Annotated in this window: 18 protein-coding genes; 13 read left to right on the top strand and 5 right to left on the bottom strand. The window is 40.4% G+C overall.

The genetic code is table 11. The annotated features are described in order from the left end of the window. Nucleotides 1-408, top strand: a 408-nt coding sequence (locus tag B5F18_RS05355; RefSeq protein WP_143468370.1) for a tetratricopeptide repeat protein, incomplete at its 5' end; no start/stop codon positions are given. Between the two features lie 178 nt (nt 409-586). Then, entirely contained in the window at nt 587-5,863 is a 5,277-nt protein-coding gene (locus tag B5F18_RS05350) for an endo-alpha-N-acetylgalactosaminidase family protein (protein ID WP_143468368.1), read from the top strand. A gap of 75 nt (nt 5,864-5,938) precedes the next feature. Here the strand turns inward: B5F18_RS05350 and B5F18_RS05345 are convergent, their stop codons facing one another. Then, complete coding sequence (locus tag B5F18_RS05345) at nt 5,939-7,216, bottom strand: FRG domain-containing protein (protein WP_087156637.1); 1,278 nt, start codon at nt 7,214-7,216, stop codon at nt 5,939-5,941. 164 nt (nt 7,217-7,380) lie between these two features. On the opposite strand from B5F18_RS05345, the gene spoIIID reads away from it, so the two are divergent. Then, nucleotides 7,381-7,635 carry a sporulation transcriptional regulator SpoIIID gene (gene spoIIID, locus B5F18_RS05340; RefSeq protein ID WP_087156636.1) on the top strand — a complete coding sequence of 85 codons (255 nt, stop codon included), beginning with the start codon at nt 7,381-7,383 and terminating at the stop codon, nt 7,633-7,635. A gap of 201 nt (nt 7,636-7,836) precedes the next feature. After that, complete coding sequence (gene guaA / locus B5F18_RS05335) at nt 7,837-9,384, top strand: glutamine-hydrolyzing GMP synthase (RefSeq protein WP_087156647.1); 1,548 nt, start codon at nt 7,837-7,839, stop codon at nt 9,382-9,384. Between the two features lie 84 nt (nt 9,385-9,468). Here guaA and B5F18_RS05330 read toward each other — a convergent pair whose 3' ends face one another. The 4 genes from B5F18_RS05330 to B5F18_RS05315 are packed head-to-tail and all read right to left on the bottom strand — an operon-like array spanning nt 9,469 to nt 12,671. After that, on the bottom strand, nt 9,469-10,290 hold the full coding sequence (locus B5F18_RS05330; protein ID WP_087156635.1) for a hypothetical protein: 822 nt from the start codon (nt 10,288-10,290) through the stop codon (nt 9,469-9,471). Continuing rightward, nucleotides 10,284-11,549: an AAA family ATPase gene (locus tag B5F18_RS05325; RefSeq protein WP_087156634.1), complete on the bottom strand. Its 1,266-nt coding sequence runs from the start codon at nt 11,547-11,549 to the stop codon at nt 10,284-10,286. The genes B5F18_RS05330 and B5F18_RS05325 overlap by 7 nt, the downstream gene beginning before the upstream one ends. A 54-nt stretch (nt 11,550-11,603) precedes the next feature. Beyond that, nucleotides 11,604-12,176 (bottom strand): helix-turn-helix domain-containing protein, encoded by a 573-nt coding sequence (locus tag B5F18_RS05320; RefSeq protein WP_087156633.1) that lies wholly within the window; start codon nt 12,174-12,176, stop codon nt 11,604-11,606. A 21-nt stretch (nt 12,177-12,197) separates the two neighbouring features. After that, complete coding sequence (locus tag B5F18_RS05315; protein ID WP_087156632.1) at nt 12,198-12,671, bottom strand: GNAT family N-acetyltransferase; 474 nt, start codon at nt 12,669-12,671, stop codon at nt 12,198-12,200. A 203-nt stretch (nt 12,672-12,874) separates the two neighbouring features. On the opposite strand from B5F18_RS05315, the gene B5F18_RS05310 reads away from it, so the two are divergent. The 9 genes from B5F18_RS05310 to B5F18_RS12980 all read left to right on the top strand — a co-directional run bounded on the left by B5F18_RS05310 (nt 12,875) and on the right by B5F18_RS12980 (nt 19,112). Next, on the top strand, nt 12,875-13,063 hold the full coding sequence (locus B5F18_RS05310; RefSeq protein WP_087156631.1) for a MarR family transcriptional regulator: 189 nt from the start codon (nt 12,875-12,877) through the stop codon (nt 13,061-13,063). Nucleotides 13,064-13,078: 15 nt separating this feature from the next. Then, on the top strand, nt 13,079-14,164 hold the full coding sequence (locus tag B5F18_RS05305; RefSeq protein ID WP_087156630.1) for a site-specific integrase: 1,086 nt from the start codon (nt 13,079-13,081) through the stop codon (nt 14,162-14,164). Then, nucleotides 14,161-14,550, top strand: coding sequence for a plasmid mobilization protein (locus B5F18_RS05300; protein WP_087156629.1), 390 nt, complete (start codon nt 14,161-14,163; stop codon nt 14,548-14,550). Before B5F18_RS05305 ends, B5F18_RS05300 begins: the two co-directional genes overlap by 4 nt. Before the next feature lie 89 nt (nt 14,551-14,639). Further along, a complete protein-coding gene (locus B5F18_RS05295; RefSeq protein WP_087156646.1) occupies nt 14,640-15,620 on the top strand; it encodes an AAA family ATPase in 981 nt (326 codons plus the stop codon). Nucleotides 15,621-15,948: 328 nt separating this feature from the next. Beyond that, nucleotides 15,949-17,277 carry a plasmid recombination protein gene (locus B5F18_RS05290; RefSeq protein ID WP_087156645.1) on the top strand — a complete coding sequence of 443 codons (1,329 nt, stop codon included), beginning with the start codon at nt 15,949-15,951 and terminating at the stop codon, nt 17,275-17,277. 12 nt (nt 17,278-17,289) lie between these two features. Next, nucleotides 17,290-17,601 (top strand): hypothetical protein, encoded by a 312-nt coding sequence (locus B5F18_RS05285; protein WP_087156628.1) that lies wholly within the window; start codon nt 17,290-17,292, stop codon nt 17,599-17,601. A gap of 159 nt (nt 17,602-17,760) precedes the next feature. Further along, the gene (locus tag B5F18_RS05280) at nt 17,761-18,243 is read left to right on the top strand and encodes a MarR family winged helix-turn-helix transcriptional regulator (RefSeq protein WP_087156627.1); all 483 of its coding nucleotides are present in this window, start codon (nt 17,761-17,763) and stop codon (nt 18,241-18,243) included. Continuing rightward, the gene (locus B5F18_RS05275; protein ID WP_087156626.1) at nt 18,236-18,766 is read left to right on the top strand and encodes a flavodoxin domain-containing protein; all 531 of its coding nucleotides are present in this window, start codon (nt 18,236-18,238) and stop codon (nt 18,764-18,766) included. Before B5F18_RS05280 ends, B5F18_RS05275 begins: the two co-directional genes overlap by 8 nt. Nucleotides 18,767-18,908: 142 nt before the next feature. Then, nucleotides 18,909-19,112: a hypothetical protein gene (locus tag B5F18_RS12980; protein WP_334293333.1), complete on the top strand. Its 204-nt coding sequence runs from the start codon at nt 18,909-18,911 to the stop codon at nt 19,110-19,112. The last annotated feature ends 9 nt before the right edge of the window (nt 19,113-19,121 follow it).

Genomic DNA, 19,121 nt, shown 5'->3' with positions numbered 1-19,121 from the left:
GCAGTTGGATATTATAACCGTGGGAATGCACATAAGAGTATCCGGGAATACGATAAAGCTATAGAGGATTATACAAAAGCAATTGAATTGGATGCAGACTATGTATATGTATATAATGGCCGTGGGAATGCGTATTATGATTTAAAAGAATACGATAAAGCTATGGAGGATTATATAAAAGCGATTGAGTTGGATGCAGACTATGTATATGCATATACGGGTCTGGGGAATTGTTATTACATGAAACAGCAGTACAAGGAGGCTGAAGATAATTATACAAAAGCGATTGAGCTGGATAAGGACTATAAACTTGCGTACAAAAACAGGGCAATGGCTTACCGGAAACTTGGAAAAGTGGAAGAGGCGTTGGCGGACGAAAACAGAGTAAAGGAATTAGAAGAAAAGTAAACAAAGAAAAGAAAAATAACTTCCATCTGGTTGACAGTATTGGAAGTTATTTTTTGATGAAATGAAATTTTATAGTGCATATTGTATAACAAAAGTTGAAAAAACGGTTATATAGTAGTATAATTTTTCTTGGCTTTAGGCTAAAAGTATTAGCGAATTGACGTTTAAGGAAAGGAAGATGAGTATGAAAAAGAAGGGCATGCTGAGGAAGGGTCTGGCAGTGGGGCTTTGTATCAGCTTAAGCGGAACACTTTGTCCGCTTCCGGTTTCCGCTGAGGGGGGTCCGGCGGATCGGGTGGTTGCACAGTTGGCGACAAAAACAGTGGATTATGTCCAGACATTTGACGATGCAGATGGAAGTAACTGGGTATCCTATGCAAATCCGTCTATCTGCTCTGTCATTGACGGAAAACTGGACATTGAGACTGCCCAGGGAAATGAAAACAAACAGCCGCAGTACGCACTGCGGATCGATGAGGAATCACCGGAAATTTCTGCAGGTGAGATCAGTGCGCAGTTTGATGTCAAAAGTCATGCAGGAAGATTTGCATTTGTATTCCATTATCAGGATGAGAACAATTTCGATGCACTTGGATATGACATCAATGACGGCTGGGTATATTTCCATCGCGCTAATGGAAAGAATGAGGACACAAACTTCAAAGGCCCGGTGATGAAAAACGGAACATCTGCGTCCATCCAGATCGGATTTTTTGACGGAACATTGGAAGTAAAAGTGAACGGAGAGAAAATTTTCGTGGGAAATGACCTTCCAATGCACGAGAAGGGACAGCTAGGAATCCGCACATGGGGATATGCGGGAAATTATGCACATATTGCCGTGGATACAATCTCTTACAGCGAAAAAACAAAAGTATCCCTGACTCCGGACAGTGCCTATGTAAAATATGCAGAGGCAGGGACCTATGACGTAAAGACTACACTCTCCTCAACCGAGAATCCATTGGCGCATTTGGAAGCAGATGGTGAAAACCTGACAGAGGGAACAGATTACGTTGTGGATGGTGACACTGTATCCATCAAAAAAGAATTTGTGGAAAAAGTAAAAGAAGATGGACTGACAAACATTCAGTTTGTCTTTGAAGATGGATACAAGACAACCTTTGCTCTTCAGGTACAGCTCCCGCCGGAAGAAGATGTGACGTATCTTCATGATTTTTCCAAGGATGGACTTGGAAATGTGAAAGTAGTGTCCGGGGACGGATCTGTGAAGATGGATGAAAATACGCTTAGAGTAGAAGGCGGTTCTGACACGATCGTGATCGATGAGGATTCACCAAAACTGTACAACCAGGAAGTGGAATTTTCCTTTGATCCAAAGAATGACAATGCAAACTTTGGCGTTGTGTTAAGGTATGCAGGCGAAGATTCCTGGACATACATTGGACAGGATGGTTCCGGAAATGAGTTTGGTTCTGACTGGTATGTAAAGAACAGCGAGGGCGCCTACAGAAGATTTGCGCCGGACAGCGAGGTCAACAAAACGGATTCCGCAAGGATTTATGCAAACCGTGTGCAGCCTTACAAAGTAAAGGTAAGGGCAGTGGGAAATGTTGTGACCATCTTTTTGGATGATGCGGAAATTTTCCACGGCGTGGTAGATGAGCTGACCGATGAAAGAGGACAGGCTGGTGTTCGTTTCCACGGAAACTCCGGAGGAAACATTCAGTATCTGTCTGTTGCCACACAGCCGGAATTAGAGCCTGAGGATATCCAGGAAGAAAGCGTGCATGCGATCGCATCCGAGGAATTGAGTGTGAACATGGATGAAAACTTCCCGCGTGTCATTGACTATACGTTGGCGGAAAACGGAAATAAAATGTATGGACAGGAAACACCATATTATTATGTGGAGATCAACACTACAACCTACCGCCCAACTGTGACAAGCGAGTTTACAGGTGACAAGGCTGTTTACCACATGGCAGTAGAAGAACTTGGAATTACCTTTGATGTTGTATTTACGGTGGAGAAAAATGTACTCACCATGGATATTGAAAATGTGAATGACGAAAACTATCAGGTCAACACCATCAATTTCCCGAACCACAGTCTGGTCTCCATGAGAAGTACAGAGCCAAACGCACAGTTCCACTCTGCAAACTATAATCTGCAGAGAAATTATAAACTTGCGGACAAGGCTGCGGATGAGGCTTTCAATACCACATCCATCGCAACACTCAGCAGTGATAATATTGCGGCATCCATGGCAAACAACTCGATCAAAAACCGCCAGGAAGTTGCATTCCGGACCTTTGATATGGGGGATTATACATCCACTGCTCTTTGGAGCAATGAGTACATGTACAAAGGTATGCTGGACGGAGAAGTGATCGATGAGCCGTGGGCAAAGGTTACGATCACAGCGGACAGAAATAAAGATGAGAAGATTGATTATCAGGATGCAGCCATTGCTTACAGAGATGATGCTGCCCAGGAAAGAGTGGGCACGGAGATCGTGCAGAACAGTTATAGCTACATAGCCATGAATGTGGGAAGCTCTGCGCAGTATCCATTCCTCCGTATTTTGGACAATATCAAAAAATTCAGTCTTGGCACGGATAATTTCGGACAGGCAGTGATCGTCAAAGGATATCAGAGCGAAGGCCATGACAGTGCGCATCCGGATTACGGAAATATCGGTAAGAGACAAGGCGGGGAGCAAGATTTTAAAGTCCTTCTTGAGGAGTCCGAAAAATACAATACAAAAGTCGGCGTTCACATTAATCATACGGAATCCTATCCGGAATCCAAGTATTACGCTCAGGTGGCGTCCACAGTGAATGGATGGAGCTGGTATGATGATGCAAAACAGATCATCCGCGAAAATGATATTTTGAATGAAGAGAGCGGAATGGGTGCGCGCCTTGATGAACTCAAAGAAAAAGCACCCGGGCTTGACTGGGTATATGTGGATGTATACGGAGACGGAAGATGGCCAAGCCATAAACTGAGCAAAAAACTCCAGGAGAACGGCTGGGCGATCGCATCCGAGTATGCAAGCGCTATGAGCAACACGTCCATCTGGGGACATCACATCAACAGTACCCACAATGGAACCGGAAACCTTCTTCGGTTTGTCAACCACCAGACACAGGAAAACTTTGGAAACAGTACCCTGTTCCGTGGACAAAAAGACGGACGTATCAACGGATTCTGCGGATGGCAGGGAGCGTCCGATTACAATGAGACGATCAAAAGTTTCTTTACAGAGATCCTGCCAAATAAATATTTGATGAACTTCCCGATGAGTCAGTGGGAGAAGAGCAGTGAAGCAGTCTTTGGATATGACAATGAAGTTGTCTCTTCTATTGAAGGCGGAGTGAATAAGATCAGGAAAGACGGAAAGCTGATCGCAGACGGAAATAAGATCTTTATACCTTGGAATCCGCAGACAGAAGAAAAGATTTATCACTGGACAGACAAAGACGGAGAGACTACATGGGAACTTCCGGACAGCTGGGCAGGCGTGGAAAATGTCTATCTGTATAAACTGACGGATGAAGGGCGCTCTGAAGAAACCGTGATCCCGGCAGAAGACGGAAAGGTAACGCTTTCTACCAAAGCCAATACAGGATATGTTGTGTACAAAGAACAAGCGCCAAAACAGGAAGATATGAACTGGAGCGAAGGAAGTCCTGTGAAGGATATGGGATTTGACAGTCATGAATTTGGATATGCATGGGAGAAATCCTCCAGCGCAGGAAATACGGATCATATCCAGTATGTTGACAATAATAAAGGAAATACAACACTTCGTGTATCCGGAAATGACGGTGCGGACGCAAAAGTGACGCAGACCATGACCGGACTGAAACCAGGGCAGTCTTACAGCGCATCCGTGTGGATGGAAGTATCGGACGGAAGACGTGCAACCATCGAGGTAGAGACGCCGGATGGAAAGAAAGTCAGCAACTATACAGACCGTAGCAATGTTATCTACGGTGTTACCCACAATGATAAGCTCAACACGTATTATCAGAGAGTGAAAGTATTGTTTACTCAGCCGGAAGGCGAGACGACTGCAAAGATCAGTCTGTCCGTGGACAAAGGAGATGCTGATTCCTGGGCAAACCTGGATGATGTCCGTGTGATGCCGGTGGATGTTTCCGATAAACAGGGACATGATTACTATGAAGATTTTGAGAATGTAGATCAAGGATTCGGTCCATTTACATCAACAAAGAGCGATAACAGCCACTTGTCTGAGACGAACAAACCGTATACAAACGATACGATAGACGGACAGTTTTCCTTGAAAATCAGAAGTGGGGATTATATGAGGACCATGCCGCACACCATCCGGTTTGCTCCGAATACCACATATGAAGTAGGACTGGACTGCCTGTCAAATGCGGATAAGGCATTCCTCTTACAAGTGCGCTCCGACAAGGCTGCGGAAGCAGGCGATACCGAAAACGCAGTTGTGGCTTCCGAGTACTCTGTGGCAAATGGTTCCATCAAAGTACGTTTCACAACAGGAAATTATGATGACTACTATATTGATATGACAAAGGCAAACGCCACAGAATACATTGTGGACAATCTTTACGTGGATGAGATCAAACAGGAAGAGATTTCCACAGCAGTATTGGAATATGCAATCAGTCTTGCTAAGAAGGCAAGTACAGAGGGCGTAGTACAATCCGTAGTGGAAAAATACAATGAAACTCTTGCAAATGCAAAGGATATCCTTAAGAGAGTACAGGAGAATGATACGACCGTTACTCAGGAAATGGTGGACAATGCATGGCAGGAACTCATTGAGGCAATGCAGTATCTGTCATTCAAACAAGGAGACAAGACAGACCTTGCGAAAGTGATCGTATTGGCAGATGAGATGAACAACAACCTTTCTTCTTATCTGGAAGAAGGAAAAGAGGCGTTTGTGAAAGCTCTTGAGGCTGCAAAAGCAGTGCAGGAAGACGGAGATGCTATGCAGGACGATGTCAATACAGCATGGAAAAATCTTCTTACAGCAATGGCAGGACTCCAGAAGATTCCGGACAAGAGCGCTCTGGAAGAACTTTTGAATAAAGCAGAAGGATTGAATGAGGCTGATTACGAGGCAGCAAGTTACGCAGCATTCAGAATGGCATTTGCAGACGCAAAAGCAGTTCACGAAGATGATCAGGCTACAGCGAAAGAAGTAGATGCAGCAGTAGCAGCACTTGACGGAGCAATCGCAAAACTGACACCTGCAAAAGATGCGGATGAAAATACAGTGGCAAATGCAGGAAATACAACGACAGGCTCTGATAACAAGGGTACATCTGCAGATAAGAAAGATACCAATACAGCCGATACATCAAATGTAAAAAATGCAACAGCAAAATCTGCGAAGACAGGCGATGAGGCTAATGCAGCGTTACCTGCGGCAGCGGGAATCCTTGCAGCAGTAGCGGCAGCATTTATATGGAAAAAAAGAAGATAGCCCAAAAGAATAAGGAAGTATAAAACAGGGCGCTGTGGAAATGGGATTCCACAGCGCCCTGTATGAATTTGTTTTCTATTGATATGATTCTCTGATATATTCTGCAACATCCGGCAGCTCAGGAAAGAGATGCGCCTTGTTGATGCAAAATTCATCCAGTGTCTTTAAAAGCTGTTTTTTTGCACTGGATTTAATGATGTAGACCTGCTTTTTTCCACCCTTCTGGTATCGGTAATTGTGGATTGGGTTCTGGTGTTCTGAAAACAGTCCGCAGATAATGAAAGCGCCATCCTGTTTCACAATGCGCTGATTGCGTTTTTCGGATAAAACAAAGAAACAGTCCAACACATCTTTTTTCACGATCTCATCCCGGAAAGCAGGTTTTTCCAACTTGATCTCATGTAAAAGTCTTGTCGCTTTCTTGTTGAAATATTCCTGAGTCACGGATGTGTCAGAAGCCAGTTTCTGCAGAGAATCTTTGACAGACTGAGAGAACAGGGGAAGACTTGCAAGAATGGATGCAGTATCACTTTTCGGATACTTGACATCCTGGCTGTTCACCTGAAAAATGATAAACTCCCCGGACTTTTTCGGCTGGCTTTCACACGCAAAATATAAAGCCACGAGAGGATTTCTTGTGACGTCCAAAAGCCTTGTCGGTACGCCGTAGTGCTGCATATGTACCAAATAGTCCAGATGTGTTTTGCAGTGATTAAAGTCTTCCGGGCATTCGATGAGCGTCTCATTGTAAATATCACGTTCACATTCAAGCCAATTTTCACTGCGCATGATGGAAGGTAGGAGCAAATAATCGCAATCCGCATGACCACGGTAGTAGAGCGTTTTGCCTGGGGTAGCCAGTTCTTTGATCGCATTGTTAAAACCGGAAAAAGAACTGATGATATTCAGCTCTACTTTTTTCTTGTCATAGATAATACTGTCCGCAAAGGCCAGCGTGCCAAGATCAAAGGCATCGGAAAGGGAACTAAGAGCTTTGGCAGTCATATCCTTTCTTATTTCCGCAGTCGGGTAAGCACGGTAAATCCAGTTGATCACAGCCTTTGCCTCTATGGACGGCAAAAGTCCGTTTGTTTGAGTTTTCAGAAAAATTTCAAGGAAACGGACAAAATAGGAAAACGCATTTTCCGGAGTCGGATAAGAGTCTCTGTAAAGCTGGGCAAACGGCGAATCAATTTTCGTGAGATCATCCAGCATTTCGCGTTTGTCAATCCTGCCGTAAATGTACTCTTCCATATTGCAGAACATATCAGAGCGGATCTTTTTGGCAAACACAGTTTTAAAAGCCGCTTTGATCAGTGGATATTGTGAAATGTCTTCAAAAAAGAAAAACATAGAAGTCACTCCTCTCGACAAAATTTTCTATCATTATTATAACTTTTTTGCGGAGAAGGGGCAAGAAAAGTGACGATATAGGATACTGTTTTTATAGAAGTTCAAATTGCATAATTTTAAATTGTCCGTAATATTATGTAAAAAACGGCTATGGGAGAATATCCTTGAAAGAATACATAGAAGAACGGGCAATTGAAATTGCGGAATATATTATCCAGGAAAATGTGACGGTAAGACAGACTGCCAAGAAATTTGGGGTGTCAAAATCCACGGTGCATAAAGACGTGACAGAACGTTTATTCCAGATCAATCCATCTTTAGCGCATGAGGTGCGGAAAGTCCTGGATACAAACAAATCGGAGCGCCACATCCGCGGTGGACGTGCGACAAAAGAAAAATATCTGCATATGGCTCATTGACGTAAAAAAACAGTGCATTGCTTTTGGAGGAAACGCCATTCCCCAAAAGCAGATGCATTTTGGGGAGAAAGAATGTGCTTTTGCCAGCAGAGTGCGCAAATTGCAGGAGATTTTGGAAAAGCTCTTGTAAATGCATACCCGGTATTTTATAATAAACAGCACGAAGATACAAATTTGATAATTGCAATAGGAGGAAAACACGTGAAGAACGAATTGGTAATTGTACTTGACTTCGGCGGACAATACAACCAGCTGGTGGCAAGACGTGTTCGTGAATGTAATGTATATTGCGAGATTTATTCTTATAAAACAGACATCGAGCAAATCAAAGCAATGAATCCAAAGGGAATCATTCTCACCGGAGGACCGAACAGCTGCTACGAAGCGGATTCACCGACCTACACAAAAGAATTGTTTGAACTTGGCATTCCGGTGCTCGGACTTTGCTACGGCGCGCAGCTGATGATGCATGTTCTCGGCGGAAAAGTAGAAAAAGCGGATGTCAGAGAGTATGGAAAGACAGAAGTAGTGATTGACAAGACTTCATCCAAAGTATTTGAAGGCGTATCCACACCTACTATCTGCTGGATGAGCCACTTTGACTATATTTCAAAAGTTGCACCGCAGTTTGAAGTGTCTGCACACACGGCAGACTGCCCAACAGCAGCAGCAGAAAATGCGGACAAGAAACTGTATGCGATCCAGTTCCACCCGGAAGTGCTCCACACAGCAGAAGGAACAAAGATGATCAACAACTTTGTAAAAAATGTATGTGAATGCTCAGGCGACTGGAAAATGGACGCATTTGTAGAAAACTCCATCCGGGAAATCCGCAAAAAAGTAGGAAACGGCAAAGTGCTCTGCGCTCTTTCCGGCGGTGTGGATTCTTCCGTAGCGGCAGTTATGCTCTCAAAAGCCATTGGAAATCAGCTTACCTGTGTATTTGTTGACCATGGACTTTTGAGAAAAAATGAAGGCGATGAAGTAGAGGCAGTCTTCGGCCCGGAAGGCCCGTATGACTTGAACTTTATCCGCGTGAACGCTCAGGAAAGATTTTATGGCAAACTCAAAGGTGTAGAAGAACCTGAGAAAAAGAGAAAAATCATCGGTGAAGAATTCATCCGTGTTTTTGAGGAAGAAGCAAAGAAAATCGGAGCAGTGGATTTCCTTGTACAGGGAACCATTTACCCTGACGTGGTGGAGAGCGGACTTGGCGGAGAATCCGCAGTCATCAAATCCCATCACAATGTAGGAGGACTGCCGGATTACGTAGATTTCAAAGAGATCATTGAACCTCTGCGCGACCTGTTCAAAGATGAAGTTCGCAAAGCCGGCCTTGAGATGGGCATTCCGGAGTACCTGGTATTCCGTCAGCCATTCCCTGGACCGGGACTTGGAATCCGCATCATTGGCGAAGTGACGGAGGAAAAGGTACGCATGGTGCAGGATGCGGACGCAATCTACCGTGAAGAGATTGCAAACGCAGGGCTTGACAGAAGTATCGGGCAGTATTTTGCAGGACTTACAAATATGAGGAGCGTTGGAGTCATGGGGGACGAGAGAACTTATGACTATGCAGTGGCGCTTAGAGCTGTGAATACAGTAGATTTTATGACCGCGGAGGCAGCGGAGATTCCGTATGAGGTGCTCAGTAAAGTGATGAGCAGGATTATTAATGAGGTCAGAGGCGTGAACAGGGTAATGTATGATCTGACGAGTAAGCCGCCGGGGACGATTGAGTTTGAATAGTAAACAGAGAGCCGGGAAGCCGCATAAATAGCGGACTTTCCGGCTCTTGGTGTGTGGTGTGATACCTTTTTGATACCTGTAATACTAAATAAGGTTTCTAAAAGAGTTGAATGTAGGAGCAAAGTAATGTCTACACTTTTTTGAAAGTATAAGGGGATCTAACTTTCTTAGCATCCTATCACCATGTATTTTTTTGGAATAGTATAAATCCCTTGAAGATGAAATTTTTTCGGAATATAATCGGTTTGTATTGGGTAGCTCTGAAATATATTCTTTGACCTTAGTTTGGATTGCTTCAATGATTTCATCGCTTAATTTATAATATTTTTGATCAAAATATCCATAATTTTCAATATCATTGCTATATTCTTTGAGAACATATGTATTAAGATATTGTCTTAAATGATGAGCAAAAAATATTTTAGTAGGTAAATCAATATCTGTAACAAAAGCATCAGAAGTATAAATATAACCGAAACCATTATCCCAATCTGCGATAAACCAACTTTCGATCTCCGGGGAAGCATAGAGAATAAAAATAGGAATATTGCATTTTAAGATAGAATGTATTTTTTCTTGTATGGAATGGATATATCCTTGTATTTGAGATTTATCCATTCCATAGAAATTACCGTCTAAATCATCTTCTATAAGTATTGCGCTATACTGCGCAATTTCTATAGAGTGATTTTGAATAATGGTATAAATTTTTTCTAATAATGCTGAACCAGTCAGTCCACTGATTTTTGGGGAGATAGTTTTAGAATCCCCTTTTTTCTTAATAGTTTTGTTGGGAAGATATTGTTTGTACTCATAGTTATTATTAATTTTTCTTAAAAAAGCTTGCATTGCCCCAGCTTCTGTATATCCACATGTTAAAAAACATGCAATTCGTTTTGTTACCATGGCCAGCCTCCTAGCGCAGGATCATTTGTCCTATATAAATCGCCCAACTCCCAATCTCCTAACTCATCAGCGATATCTTCATAAGTAATCTTTTTAATTTTATTTACGCCGTTGTTGTCGAAAACAAAAACAGCAACATGATTATGTTTGAATTCTTCGGTAAATGAATCTAAAAAATCAGGTGAATGTGTGCTTATAAAACATTGATTTAAATTGTCCGATGTTTGTAGCCAATTTCCAATCACTTTTTGCCAAGCTGGGTGGAGATTTGTTTCTGGTTCATCTATAGCCAATAAAGAACAAGGTTTTTCCAGAGGCATATTAATTAATAGATTAAGTATTAGTCCTTTTAGTGTTCCCTCCGAAATATCAGATAAATCATATTGTTTATTATCATATACAAGTTTGAATATAAGTTTATCATACAGAGATACAGTATCAACCTGTTGAAGATTTGGAATTAGTTCTCTTAAGTACTGCTCAAAGATATTTTTCCATAATATATTATTGGATTTATAGTTGTTAAATACATTTATAAAATTAGTTCCAGTATTATTGAGGTAAAGATCAACGTTTTTTAGATTTACAGGTTCTCTTATTGATTTGGTGTCAAATTGAGCACTTGTATAAACATTGAAACCTTCAAAATAATTTTGTATATCGTATAGTAAATGCGCAATGTTTACCCGTATAAGTTCACTGCCATACAAATTTTTATTTTCTAATAAGATATCTTTAAATTGCATCATTAATGTTTCTTGGCTATCAACAACAAAATTCAAACGACGATTAAGTTGCCCTTTTTTTATGGCTGAGGAAAAATAACCGCGTCCTAATTTTTTATCATGACATCTAAAATAATTAAACTCATCTTCATATTTATCATTGTGCAAATCGGTTGAATTGAGTTCTTCCAATAAAATATGACATTGTTCTACAGTATTTCCAGTTGAGAATGAAAATTTATATCTGACAGGTTCGTTATTTAAGTTAAGTTCCCATGCAAATTCAATAGGCGAATGTTCGTCAGCTGCATTGTTTAACATATGGCCCCAACCATTACGAGAAATGGCATTTAAAAATGCAGACTTTAAATTTCCATCATTTGGTTTTTTTAACATTTCTGAAAAAAATGTAAGTGCTTTAATAAAATTACTTTTTCCAGAATTGTTTGGACCTATTAAAATATTGATTTTGGCAAACTCTAATTCTGAGGCGCTTATATTTCTAAAATTTTGACAGCTAAATTTTTTTATCATAATTCCTCCATTTTGCAATTATATATACAGTTTTTATAGAATTTAACAGCATATTTATATTAAGGATTTCCAGATATAACTGTTATTATGTTTATCATTTCCTTTTTCATCAACATCACTACTGGTTGCAGGCCAGTTGATCTTCCATTCAAAATATTCGTCTTCTGAAATCTCTCCGTTCTTTAACTGCTCTTTTCGCAGACACCATTCACGAAGAAATTCATTTACCAGACCATAATCAATCCACATACCTACAGGAGCATGAGCAGGCCATTTGTCGCTGTCATTATATCGGACAGATTTATCATCAGAAGCGTTGCACTTACCGGGATTACGCACAAGTTGGAATAAATGAAAGGTGTTGCGATTGTCTTCGTCAAGCCAGAAGAATGTTTGCATAATGTCCTCGGCGCATCCAGGGGCTTCGGTGATAAAATTGATATAGTTCACATTTAAAATCTTAGCAATTTCCATGAGCGTGTCTTTTTTAGGGACACGATAACCAGACTCATATTGCGCTACACGAACATCAGCATTTCGTTCCTCGTATCCCAGTTTTAAGCCTAATTCGCGCTGTGTTAATCCACGAAATGTTCGTATTCTCTTAATTCGTTCTCCTAATACCATAAATCATGTCCTTTCTGAAATCTATAAGTTATATGTCATAATCCATTCGTCGCCGATTTCCTTTATGATTCTAAAACCTATTTTTTGGTACAGTTTAGTTGCATAATTAGCTTTTTGAACGGAAAGTGAAACATGTTTATAACCGTGTGCTTGTAGCAGAGATAACATTTCTTTTATCAAACTGCTCCCAATTCCTTGACCTCGATATTTTTTATACAGAGAGATTGCAAGGGAAGGCGTCTTATCATCAATATGTCCGTAATCATTCATAATTCTCACCCAGACAGCACCAATGATTTTATTCTCGACTTCAGCAACTAATGAAAAATCATCTTTTGATGTTCCGAAATCCTTAACATAAATCTGCAGCTCAGGAGCAGTAATAATACTTTTTGAAGGTGGCTCTACTCCTTCTGGAACAAAAATGGCTTCATATAAAAAATCGTTCAATAACGGATACTCCTGTGCTGTCATTTCCCGTATTGTATATTTCATAAAGCCCTCCTATGAAAATGGCTATCCTATTTCTTATATTCTAGCATAACTCAAATCATACGACAACAAAAACTTATCATAAATGCTAAATTTAATAAAAAAGATAAGTTTAACAAATATGCTATTGACAATAACAAAAATGCTAAGTATAATACAAATACGGAACTTAACAAAAAAGCTAAAACAACAAGGAGGATATCTATTTGAAAAATGATTTATTTGTAACAGCCGGAGAAGTTGCACAGGATTTGGGTGTTTCAAAACCATTTGCCTACAAATTAGTGCGGCAGATGAATGAAGAACTGAAAGCAAAAGGATTTATTACAATCGCTGGAAGAGTAAGCAGAAAATACTATGAAGAAAAATTTTATGGTATGGCGCAGACAAATTAAGAGGGAGGTGAGGTTATGGCGGCGTACAAAGATGAAAAGCGTGGAACATGGTATGTATCGTTTCACTATTATGATTGGACAGGAAAAAACTGTCGGAAAGTGAAAAGAGGTTTTAAGACTAAACGGGAAGCGACAGAATGGGAACATCATTTTCGTATGAAAGAAGCTGCTGATCTGGATATGACTTTTGGCGAGTTTGTAGAAGCCTACACCAGAGATATGAAGCCGAAACTAAAACACAATACTTGGCTGACAAAGGAGCATATTCTGCGGACGAAGTTATTGCCATATTTTAAGGACAAGAAAATGCGTGACATTCGTGCGACAGATATTATCCAATGGCAGAATGAACAGATTTCTTACCGTGATGCTAAAGGAAAGCCTTATGCGCCTACGTATCTGAAAACTCTGCAATCAGAATTAAGTGCTCTTTTTAATCATGCGGTGCGTTTCTATGAGCTGAAAAGCAATCCGGTTGTAAAGGCTGGGCCGCTTGGAAAAGGGAAAGCAGAGGAGATGCTTTTCTGGACAAAAGAGGAATACTTAAAATTTATTGAAGCGGTAAAAGACAAGCCATATTCATACCATGCATTCCAGATATTATACTGGTGTGGTCTGCGCGTAGGAGAACTGTTAGCACTTACTCCGCAGGATATTGATTTTGATAACAAGGTCATTCGGATTACAAAATCCTATCAGCGATTAGAGGGGAAAGACGTCATTACAGATCCGAAGACTCCAAAAAGTAAACGGAATATAAGTATGCCGGATTTCCTGTGTGATGAATTGAAAGATTATATCAGTAGATTATATGGGCTTCTTCCTACGGATCGTATCTTTCATCTGACAAAAAGTTTTCTGCACCATGAAATGACAAGAGGTGCAGAGAAAGCAGGAGTAAAGCGTATCAGAATCCATGATTTGAGACATTCGCATATTTCTCTGCTGATCAGTATGGGATTTTCGGCTGTATCAATTGGAAATCGGGTAGGACATGAAAGTGTTGATATTACTTATCGTTATGCACATATGTTTCCAACAGAGCAGACAAAAATGGCAATGTTATTGAACGAAGAATTTAAGGAGGGCATGGAAGAATGAGTGGTACACACAAATATCCGACAATTAGCTTTCGTATTTCTCCCAGAGAACGAGATGAAATCGAAGCGAAAATTCTTGTCAGTGGTATGAAGAAAAAAGATTATTTTGTCCGTTCCTGTATTTACAATCGTGTTTGTGTGGTAGGGAAGAAAGAGACTGTCTATCAGATTGTAGAGAAATTACAGGAAATGGAAAACAGTCTGTTAGAGATAGCAGAGCAATTAAAGGACGGAAAGAGAGAGATTACTTCAGAAGAAATCCGGGAGCTGCATACAGCTTATGAAGATATGTTAAAAGCAGTTCTCTGGATGTTGAACGGAGCAAGATATCTGTGGCAGGAAACTGATGAAAAAAGCCCAGACAGCGGCAACTGTCAGGGCATGTGATAACGGAAACCTCTGTTATCGGTAATCACAGTATGAGTATAGCAGAGGTTTCTTCCAGTGACAATGAGATTTTAAAAGCGGAGGGCATTATGGAAGAAACAAGAACAGAATTACAGATGATTAAAATGTCGGAGATACAGTCGCAGGAAGTGGTATGGCTGTGGTATCCATTTATTCCATATGGGAAGCTGACAATTATACAAGGCGATCCGGGAGACGGTAAAACAACATTTGTACTTAATATAGCGGCCAAATTATCAAAGGGTGAGGGTTTAGATCGTGGGATGAAGTTGTCAGAGCCATTGACAGTAATCTATCAGAGTGCGGAGGATGGACTCACCGATACGATAAAACCCCGCTTGGAAGCAGCAGGAGCAGATTGTGAGAACATTTCTGTTATAGATGAAAGTATAAAATCACTTTCTATGATAGATGAACGATTGGAGGAAGCGATTATAAGGACCAAGGCAAAACTTCTTATTTTAGATCCGATACAGGCTTATCTCGGCGGCAGTATGGATATGAATCGAGCAAATGAAGCAAGGGATATGACAAAAAAACTTGCATCTCTGGCAGAAAAATATCAATGTGCTATTGTACTTGTGGGGCACATGAACAAAGCAGCAGGGAATAAAGCGGCATACAGAGGAATGGGTTCTATTGACTTTTTTGCAGTAGCAAGAAGTGTATTGCTAGTTGGCAGAGTGGAAGGTGAAGAGAATATAAGGGCTGTAGTCCAGATAAAAAATAATCTGGCGGGATTCGGTCATCCGAAAGCATTTCAATTATCGGAGGACGGTTTTCTTTGGCTCGGGGATTATGAGATTACAGCAGATGAAGTTTTAGGCGGAATTGCTCCAAAAGCGAATAAATTGGAACAGGCAAAGCGTCTACTCCGGAAACTTGCAGAAACAAACAATGCTATACAGAGCAATGAGATTTTTAATCTTGCGGAGGAACAGAATATATCCAGACGGACGCTTGAAAATGCAAAAAAGGAATTGGGAGTCAGAGCGAAGAGGATAAACAATTCTTGGTATTGGGAATTGAACAAAGTAAGAACAGATTAAGGCAACAGCGCAACAACGCAGAGTATATAGAATTTGCGGATTTAGGATTTGTAAGGTTGCAAAATATATAGACCTTGCATTGTTGCGGTCTTGGAGAGGAGCGTGGGATATGATACGGAAGCAGAAATGCGGCAGGAACTGCTGCTTCGTCCATAGGACGGAAAAGCTCCCGGCAGGGCGCAAAGGCAGCTTCTGATGGCCGGAACGGCTGTCAAAAGTGCTTTTGCGTTACTTTCGACGAAAGTAACAAAGCCTATGCGCCGTATCCGGCGCTGATTACCACCCGAAAAGGGAGAAAGGATATTGATTGAAAAGAACAATCAGCTTTATGACAGGGAAAGGTTCTGTCAACCATAATAGTAGAAAATTTCATGCAAAGAATACTAATCCAGAGCGAAGCTATCTGAATATAGAGTATATCAATGAAAATATCGAAGATGTATATCATGAATTATTTGATGAAGCCCTTGCCAGGTATAACGAAAAGCAGAGCAGAAAGGATCGTTATATTGATAATTACTATGAAAAAATTCGCGCTGGTAAGCAGGAGAAAACATTCCATGAGATCATTCTGCAAATCGGGGATAAGGATAATATGGGAGCAAAAACCGAGGATGGACAGCTTGCTGCAAAGATACTTAATGAGTATATGCAGGATTTTCAGCAGAGAAATCCTACATTGAGGGTATTCTCTGCATATCTGCATATGGATGAAGCCACTCCACATTTGCATATTGATTTTGTTCCTTATACGACGGAAAGTAAGAGGGGGCTTGACACAAGAGTATCTCTTAAACAGGCGTTATCGGCTCTTGGCTTTAAAGGCGGTACAAGAAGGGAAACAGAATTAAACCAGTGGGTGGCGGCAGAAAAGAAACAGCTTGCGGCTATTATGGAACGACATGGTATTGAATGGGAACAGAAAGGAACTCACGAGAAGCATTTGTCTGTTCTGGATTTTGAAAAGCAGGAGAGGGAAAAAGAGGTAGCGGTTTTAGAAAAAGCTATTTCCGGTGGGAAAGATGAATTGCAAGATATTCAAATGCAGCAGACAAAGGCTGTGCAGGAGACAGAGCAGATTCGACAAGAACTTTCAGAACTCTTTATAACAAACGATCTACTGCGAGAACAGACGGAAACTTTGACACAAGATAAAGAGAAGTTGTTATCTGATAATGAAAAATTGGAACAACAGCAGAAAAAGTTACAGCAGGAGATTGAGAAAATGTCTATTTCAAAGACTGTTATGGAACGGAATATACGTGCTTATGACGAAGATAAAGAATGGCAGTTGCCAGAACCGGGGGCCTTTATGAGTGCAAAGACTTACCGAGATAAAAAGGCATTATCTCTTGTAGAGCGACTGAAAGATGTTATAAAAGAACTGACAATAAGGTGTATTCATCTTATGGAACAGGTAAAGAAACTGACCACAAAAATAAACATGCAAGAGGAAAAGATTGAATATCTGACGGATCGGGCTATGGGACAGAGAATGGTAATCGATAGATTACAGGAACAAGCGGCAGACTTGGGGCGGTTGAAGCAATATTTCGGAGAAGAGCGTGTACAGTCTATAGTAGAACAGAGTAAGAACTTAGAACGAGCGGAAAAGGCGGCTAAACGTTCGAGACGTTTACATGAAATGACCAGATAGGGGAGTGATACAGTGACAGATATGGAAAAAAAGATTATTGTTCGGCTGTGCGCCAAAATTCTTTTGGAAACAGATTTATATGATACAGATATAGAAGTACGGAATTTGATCGATTGGATATGCGTGTCGGAGCAGATAAAAACGAATAACAATGAAATACGCAAACTGACCGGAGAATATAAGCAGATAGAGCCGAAGTGCAGGGAAGGCGTGAGGGAGGAGTTGGAGCGCATGAAAGAACTTTGTAAAGAACGAGATAGACTTTATGAGAAGCAGAATAATCTGAGAGGGAAAAGGCAGGAAATTGAAAGGGTGTTAGAATAATAGAAGCATAGGGTATAGCAGTAGCATGCTATACTTAGTGCAACAAATTGTAATTTACGATTATGTTAAAGACAGATGTTTTGTCCATCTTTTCTATTGACAAACAAAAGGTAATATATTACTTTTATAAAAGTAATATATTACCTTTTGGAGAATGATATGAAAATTAAAGAAGTAATGAACAGTGACAAAGTTGATTTTACAGGCATTAGGTCATCATATTTTTTGCTTGGCTTATTGAGTGCGTTTGAAAACAGATTTCAAGCGGTAGCAGATAGTGCGATGAAAGAAATTAGTTGGAAGCAGTTTTTTGCTATTATTTGTATCAAGATGTGTAAAGAAAAGCCAACAGTAAAAGAACTTGCAGAAATAATGGGAAGTTCTCATCAGAATGTAAAACAGATCTTATTAAAACTGGAGAAGAAAGGTTTTGTTAGCATTTCGTTAGATGAAAATGACAAGAGAAAACAGCGTATAGAACTTACTGAATATTGTAGAGAATTTAGTGAAAAAAATGATGAGATGACGATGAGAATTATGACAAAAATGTTTGAAGGAGTTTCTGAGGAGCAATTACAAATAACGATACAGACCATTATACAAATTGAGGATAACTTAAAGGAGATTAGAGATTATGAGTAGAGGTATTATTCTGTATCAATCAAAATATGGAGCAACTAAAAAGTATGCTGATTGGCTAGTCGAAGAAACAGGGTATGACTGTATTGAAACAAAAGATGCTAAGGTTGCAAATCTACAGAATTATGATGTGATCATTTTAGGTGGAGGTGTTTATGCTTCCGGTATCGCAGGATTACAATTTATAAAGAAGAATATAGGTCGGCTAGGAAATAAGAAGATTGTTGTATTTGCAATTGGTGCTTCTCCATATGATGAGAAGGCAATCATGCAAATAAGAAAAATGCATTTCAAAGATGAACTTCGTAATATACCGTTGTTCTATTGTCGAGGGGCATGGGATGAAGAAAAGATGAAGTTTACTGACAGAACTCTTTGCAAGATGTTACAGAAAGTAGTTGCTAAACAAAATCCAGATGAGTATGAACCATGGCAAAAGGCACTGATGTGTGCAGCAGGTCAAAAGTGTGATTGGACAGATAAAGCATATTTAGAAGCGTTGTTGAAATACATTGAAGAATTATGATTTAGGAGGTCTAATTTCGATAGAGAACAGGTACGGTCAATAGTAGAACGGCCTAAGGATCTGGAATGAGCAGAATAGGTAGATAAACGTCCGAAGCGTATATTTGAAATGAACAGATAGGGGGATTGATAGAGTAACAGATATGGAAGTACGCAATTTGATTGACTGGGTATGTGTATCGGAGCAGATAAAATCAAATAATAATAAGAGACGCAGTTTGAGCGGAGAGTATGAGCGGATAGAGCTAGATTGTCGGGAGAGATTGAGAGAGCAGGTAGGATGCAAGAAATTATTCTGTAAAAAACGTGACAGTTTGTATGAGAGGCTGAATGATTTGAAAGGATAGAAACAGACA

The sequence above is a fragment of the Lachnoclostridium sp. An181 genome, from assembly GCF_002160325.1.
Classification (GTDB): domain Bacteria; phylum Bacillota; class Clostridia; order Lachnospirales; family Lachnospiraceae; genus An181.
Note: the sequence above shows the minus strand (reverse complement) of the source record. Positions and strands in the feature narration are given on the sequence as shown.

Excerpts from the sequence above, each read along its gene's own strand:
- B5F18_RS05350 (WP_143468368.1), top strand. The coding sequence starts at position 587 with ATGAGTATGAAAAAGAAGGGCATGCTGAGGAAGGGTCTGGCAGTGGGG.
- B5F18_RS05345 (WP_087156637.1), bottom strand. The coding sequence starts at position 7,216 with ATGTTTTTCTTTTTTGAAGACATTTCACAATATCCACTGATCAAAGCG.
- B5F18_RS05330 (WP_087156635.1), bottom strand. The coding sequence starts at position 10,290 with ATGGTAACAAAACGAATTGCATGTTTTTTAACATGTGGATATACAGAA.
- B5F18_RS05325 (WP_087156634.1), bottom strand. The coding sequence starts at position 11,549 with ATGATAAAAAAATTTAGCTGTCAAAATTTTAGAAATATAAGCGCCTCA.
- B5F18_RS05320 (WP_087156633.1), bottom strand. The coding sequence starts at position 12,176 with ATGGTATTAGGAGAACGAATTAAGAGAATACGAACATTTCGTGGATTA.
- B5F18_RS05315 (WP_087156632.1), bottom strand. The coding sequence starts at position 12,671 with ATGAAATATACAATACGGGAAATGACAGCACAGGAGTATCCGTTATTG.
- B5F18_RS05305 (WP_087156630.1), top strand. The coding sequence starts at position 13,079 with ATGGCGGCGTACAAAGATGAAAAGCGTGGAACATGGTATGTATCGTTT.
- B5F18_RS05300 (WP_087156629.1), top strand. The coding sequence starts at position 14,161 with ATGAGTGGTACACACAAATATCCGACAATTAGCTTTCGTATTTCTCCC.
- B5F18_RS05295 (WP_087156646.1), top strand. The coding sequence starts at position 14,640 with ATGGAAGAAACAAGAACAGAATTACAGATGATTAAAATGTCGGAGATA.
- B5F18_RS05290 (WP_087156645.1), top strand. The coding sequence starts at position 15,949 with ATGACAGGGAAAGGTTCTGTCAACCATAATAGTAGAAAATTTCATGCA.
- B5F18_RS05280 (WP_087156627.1), top strand. The coding sequence starts at position 17,761 with ATGAAAATTAAAGAAGTAATGAACAGTGACAAAGTTGATTTTACAGGC.
- B5F18_RS05275 (WP_087156626.1), top strand. The coding sequence starts at position 18,236 with ATGAGTAGAGGTATTATTCTGTATCAATCAAAATATGGAGCAACTAAA.
- B5F18_RS12980 (WP_334293333.1), top strand. The coding sequence starts at position 18,909 with ATGGAAGTACGCAATTTGATTGACTGGGTATGTGTATCGGAGCAGATA.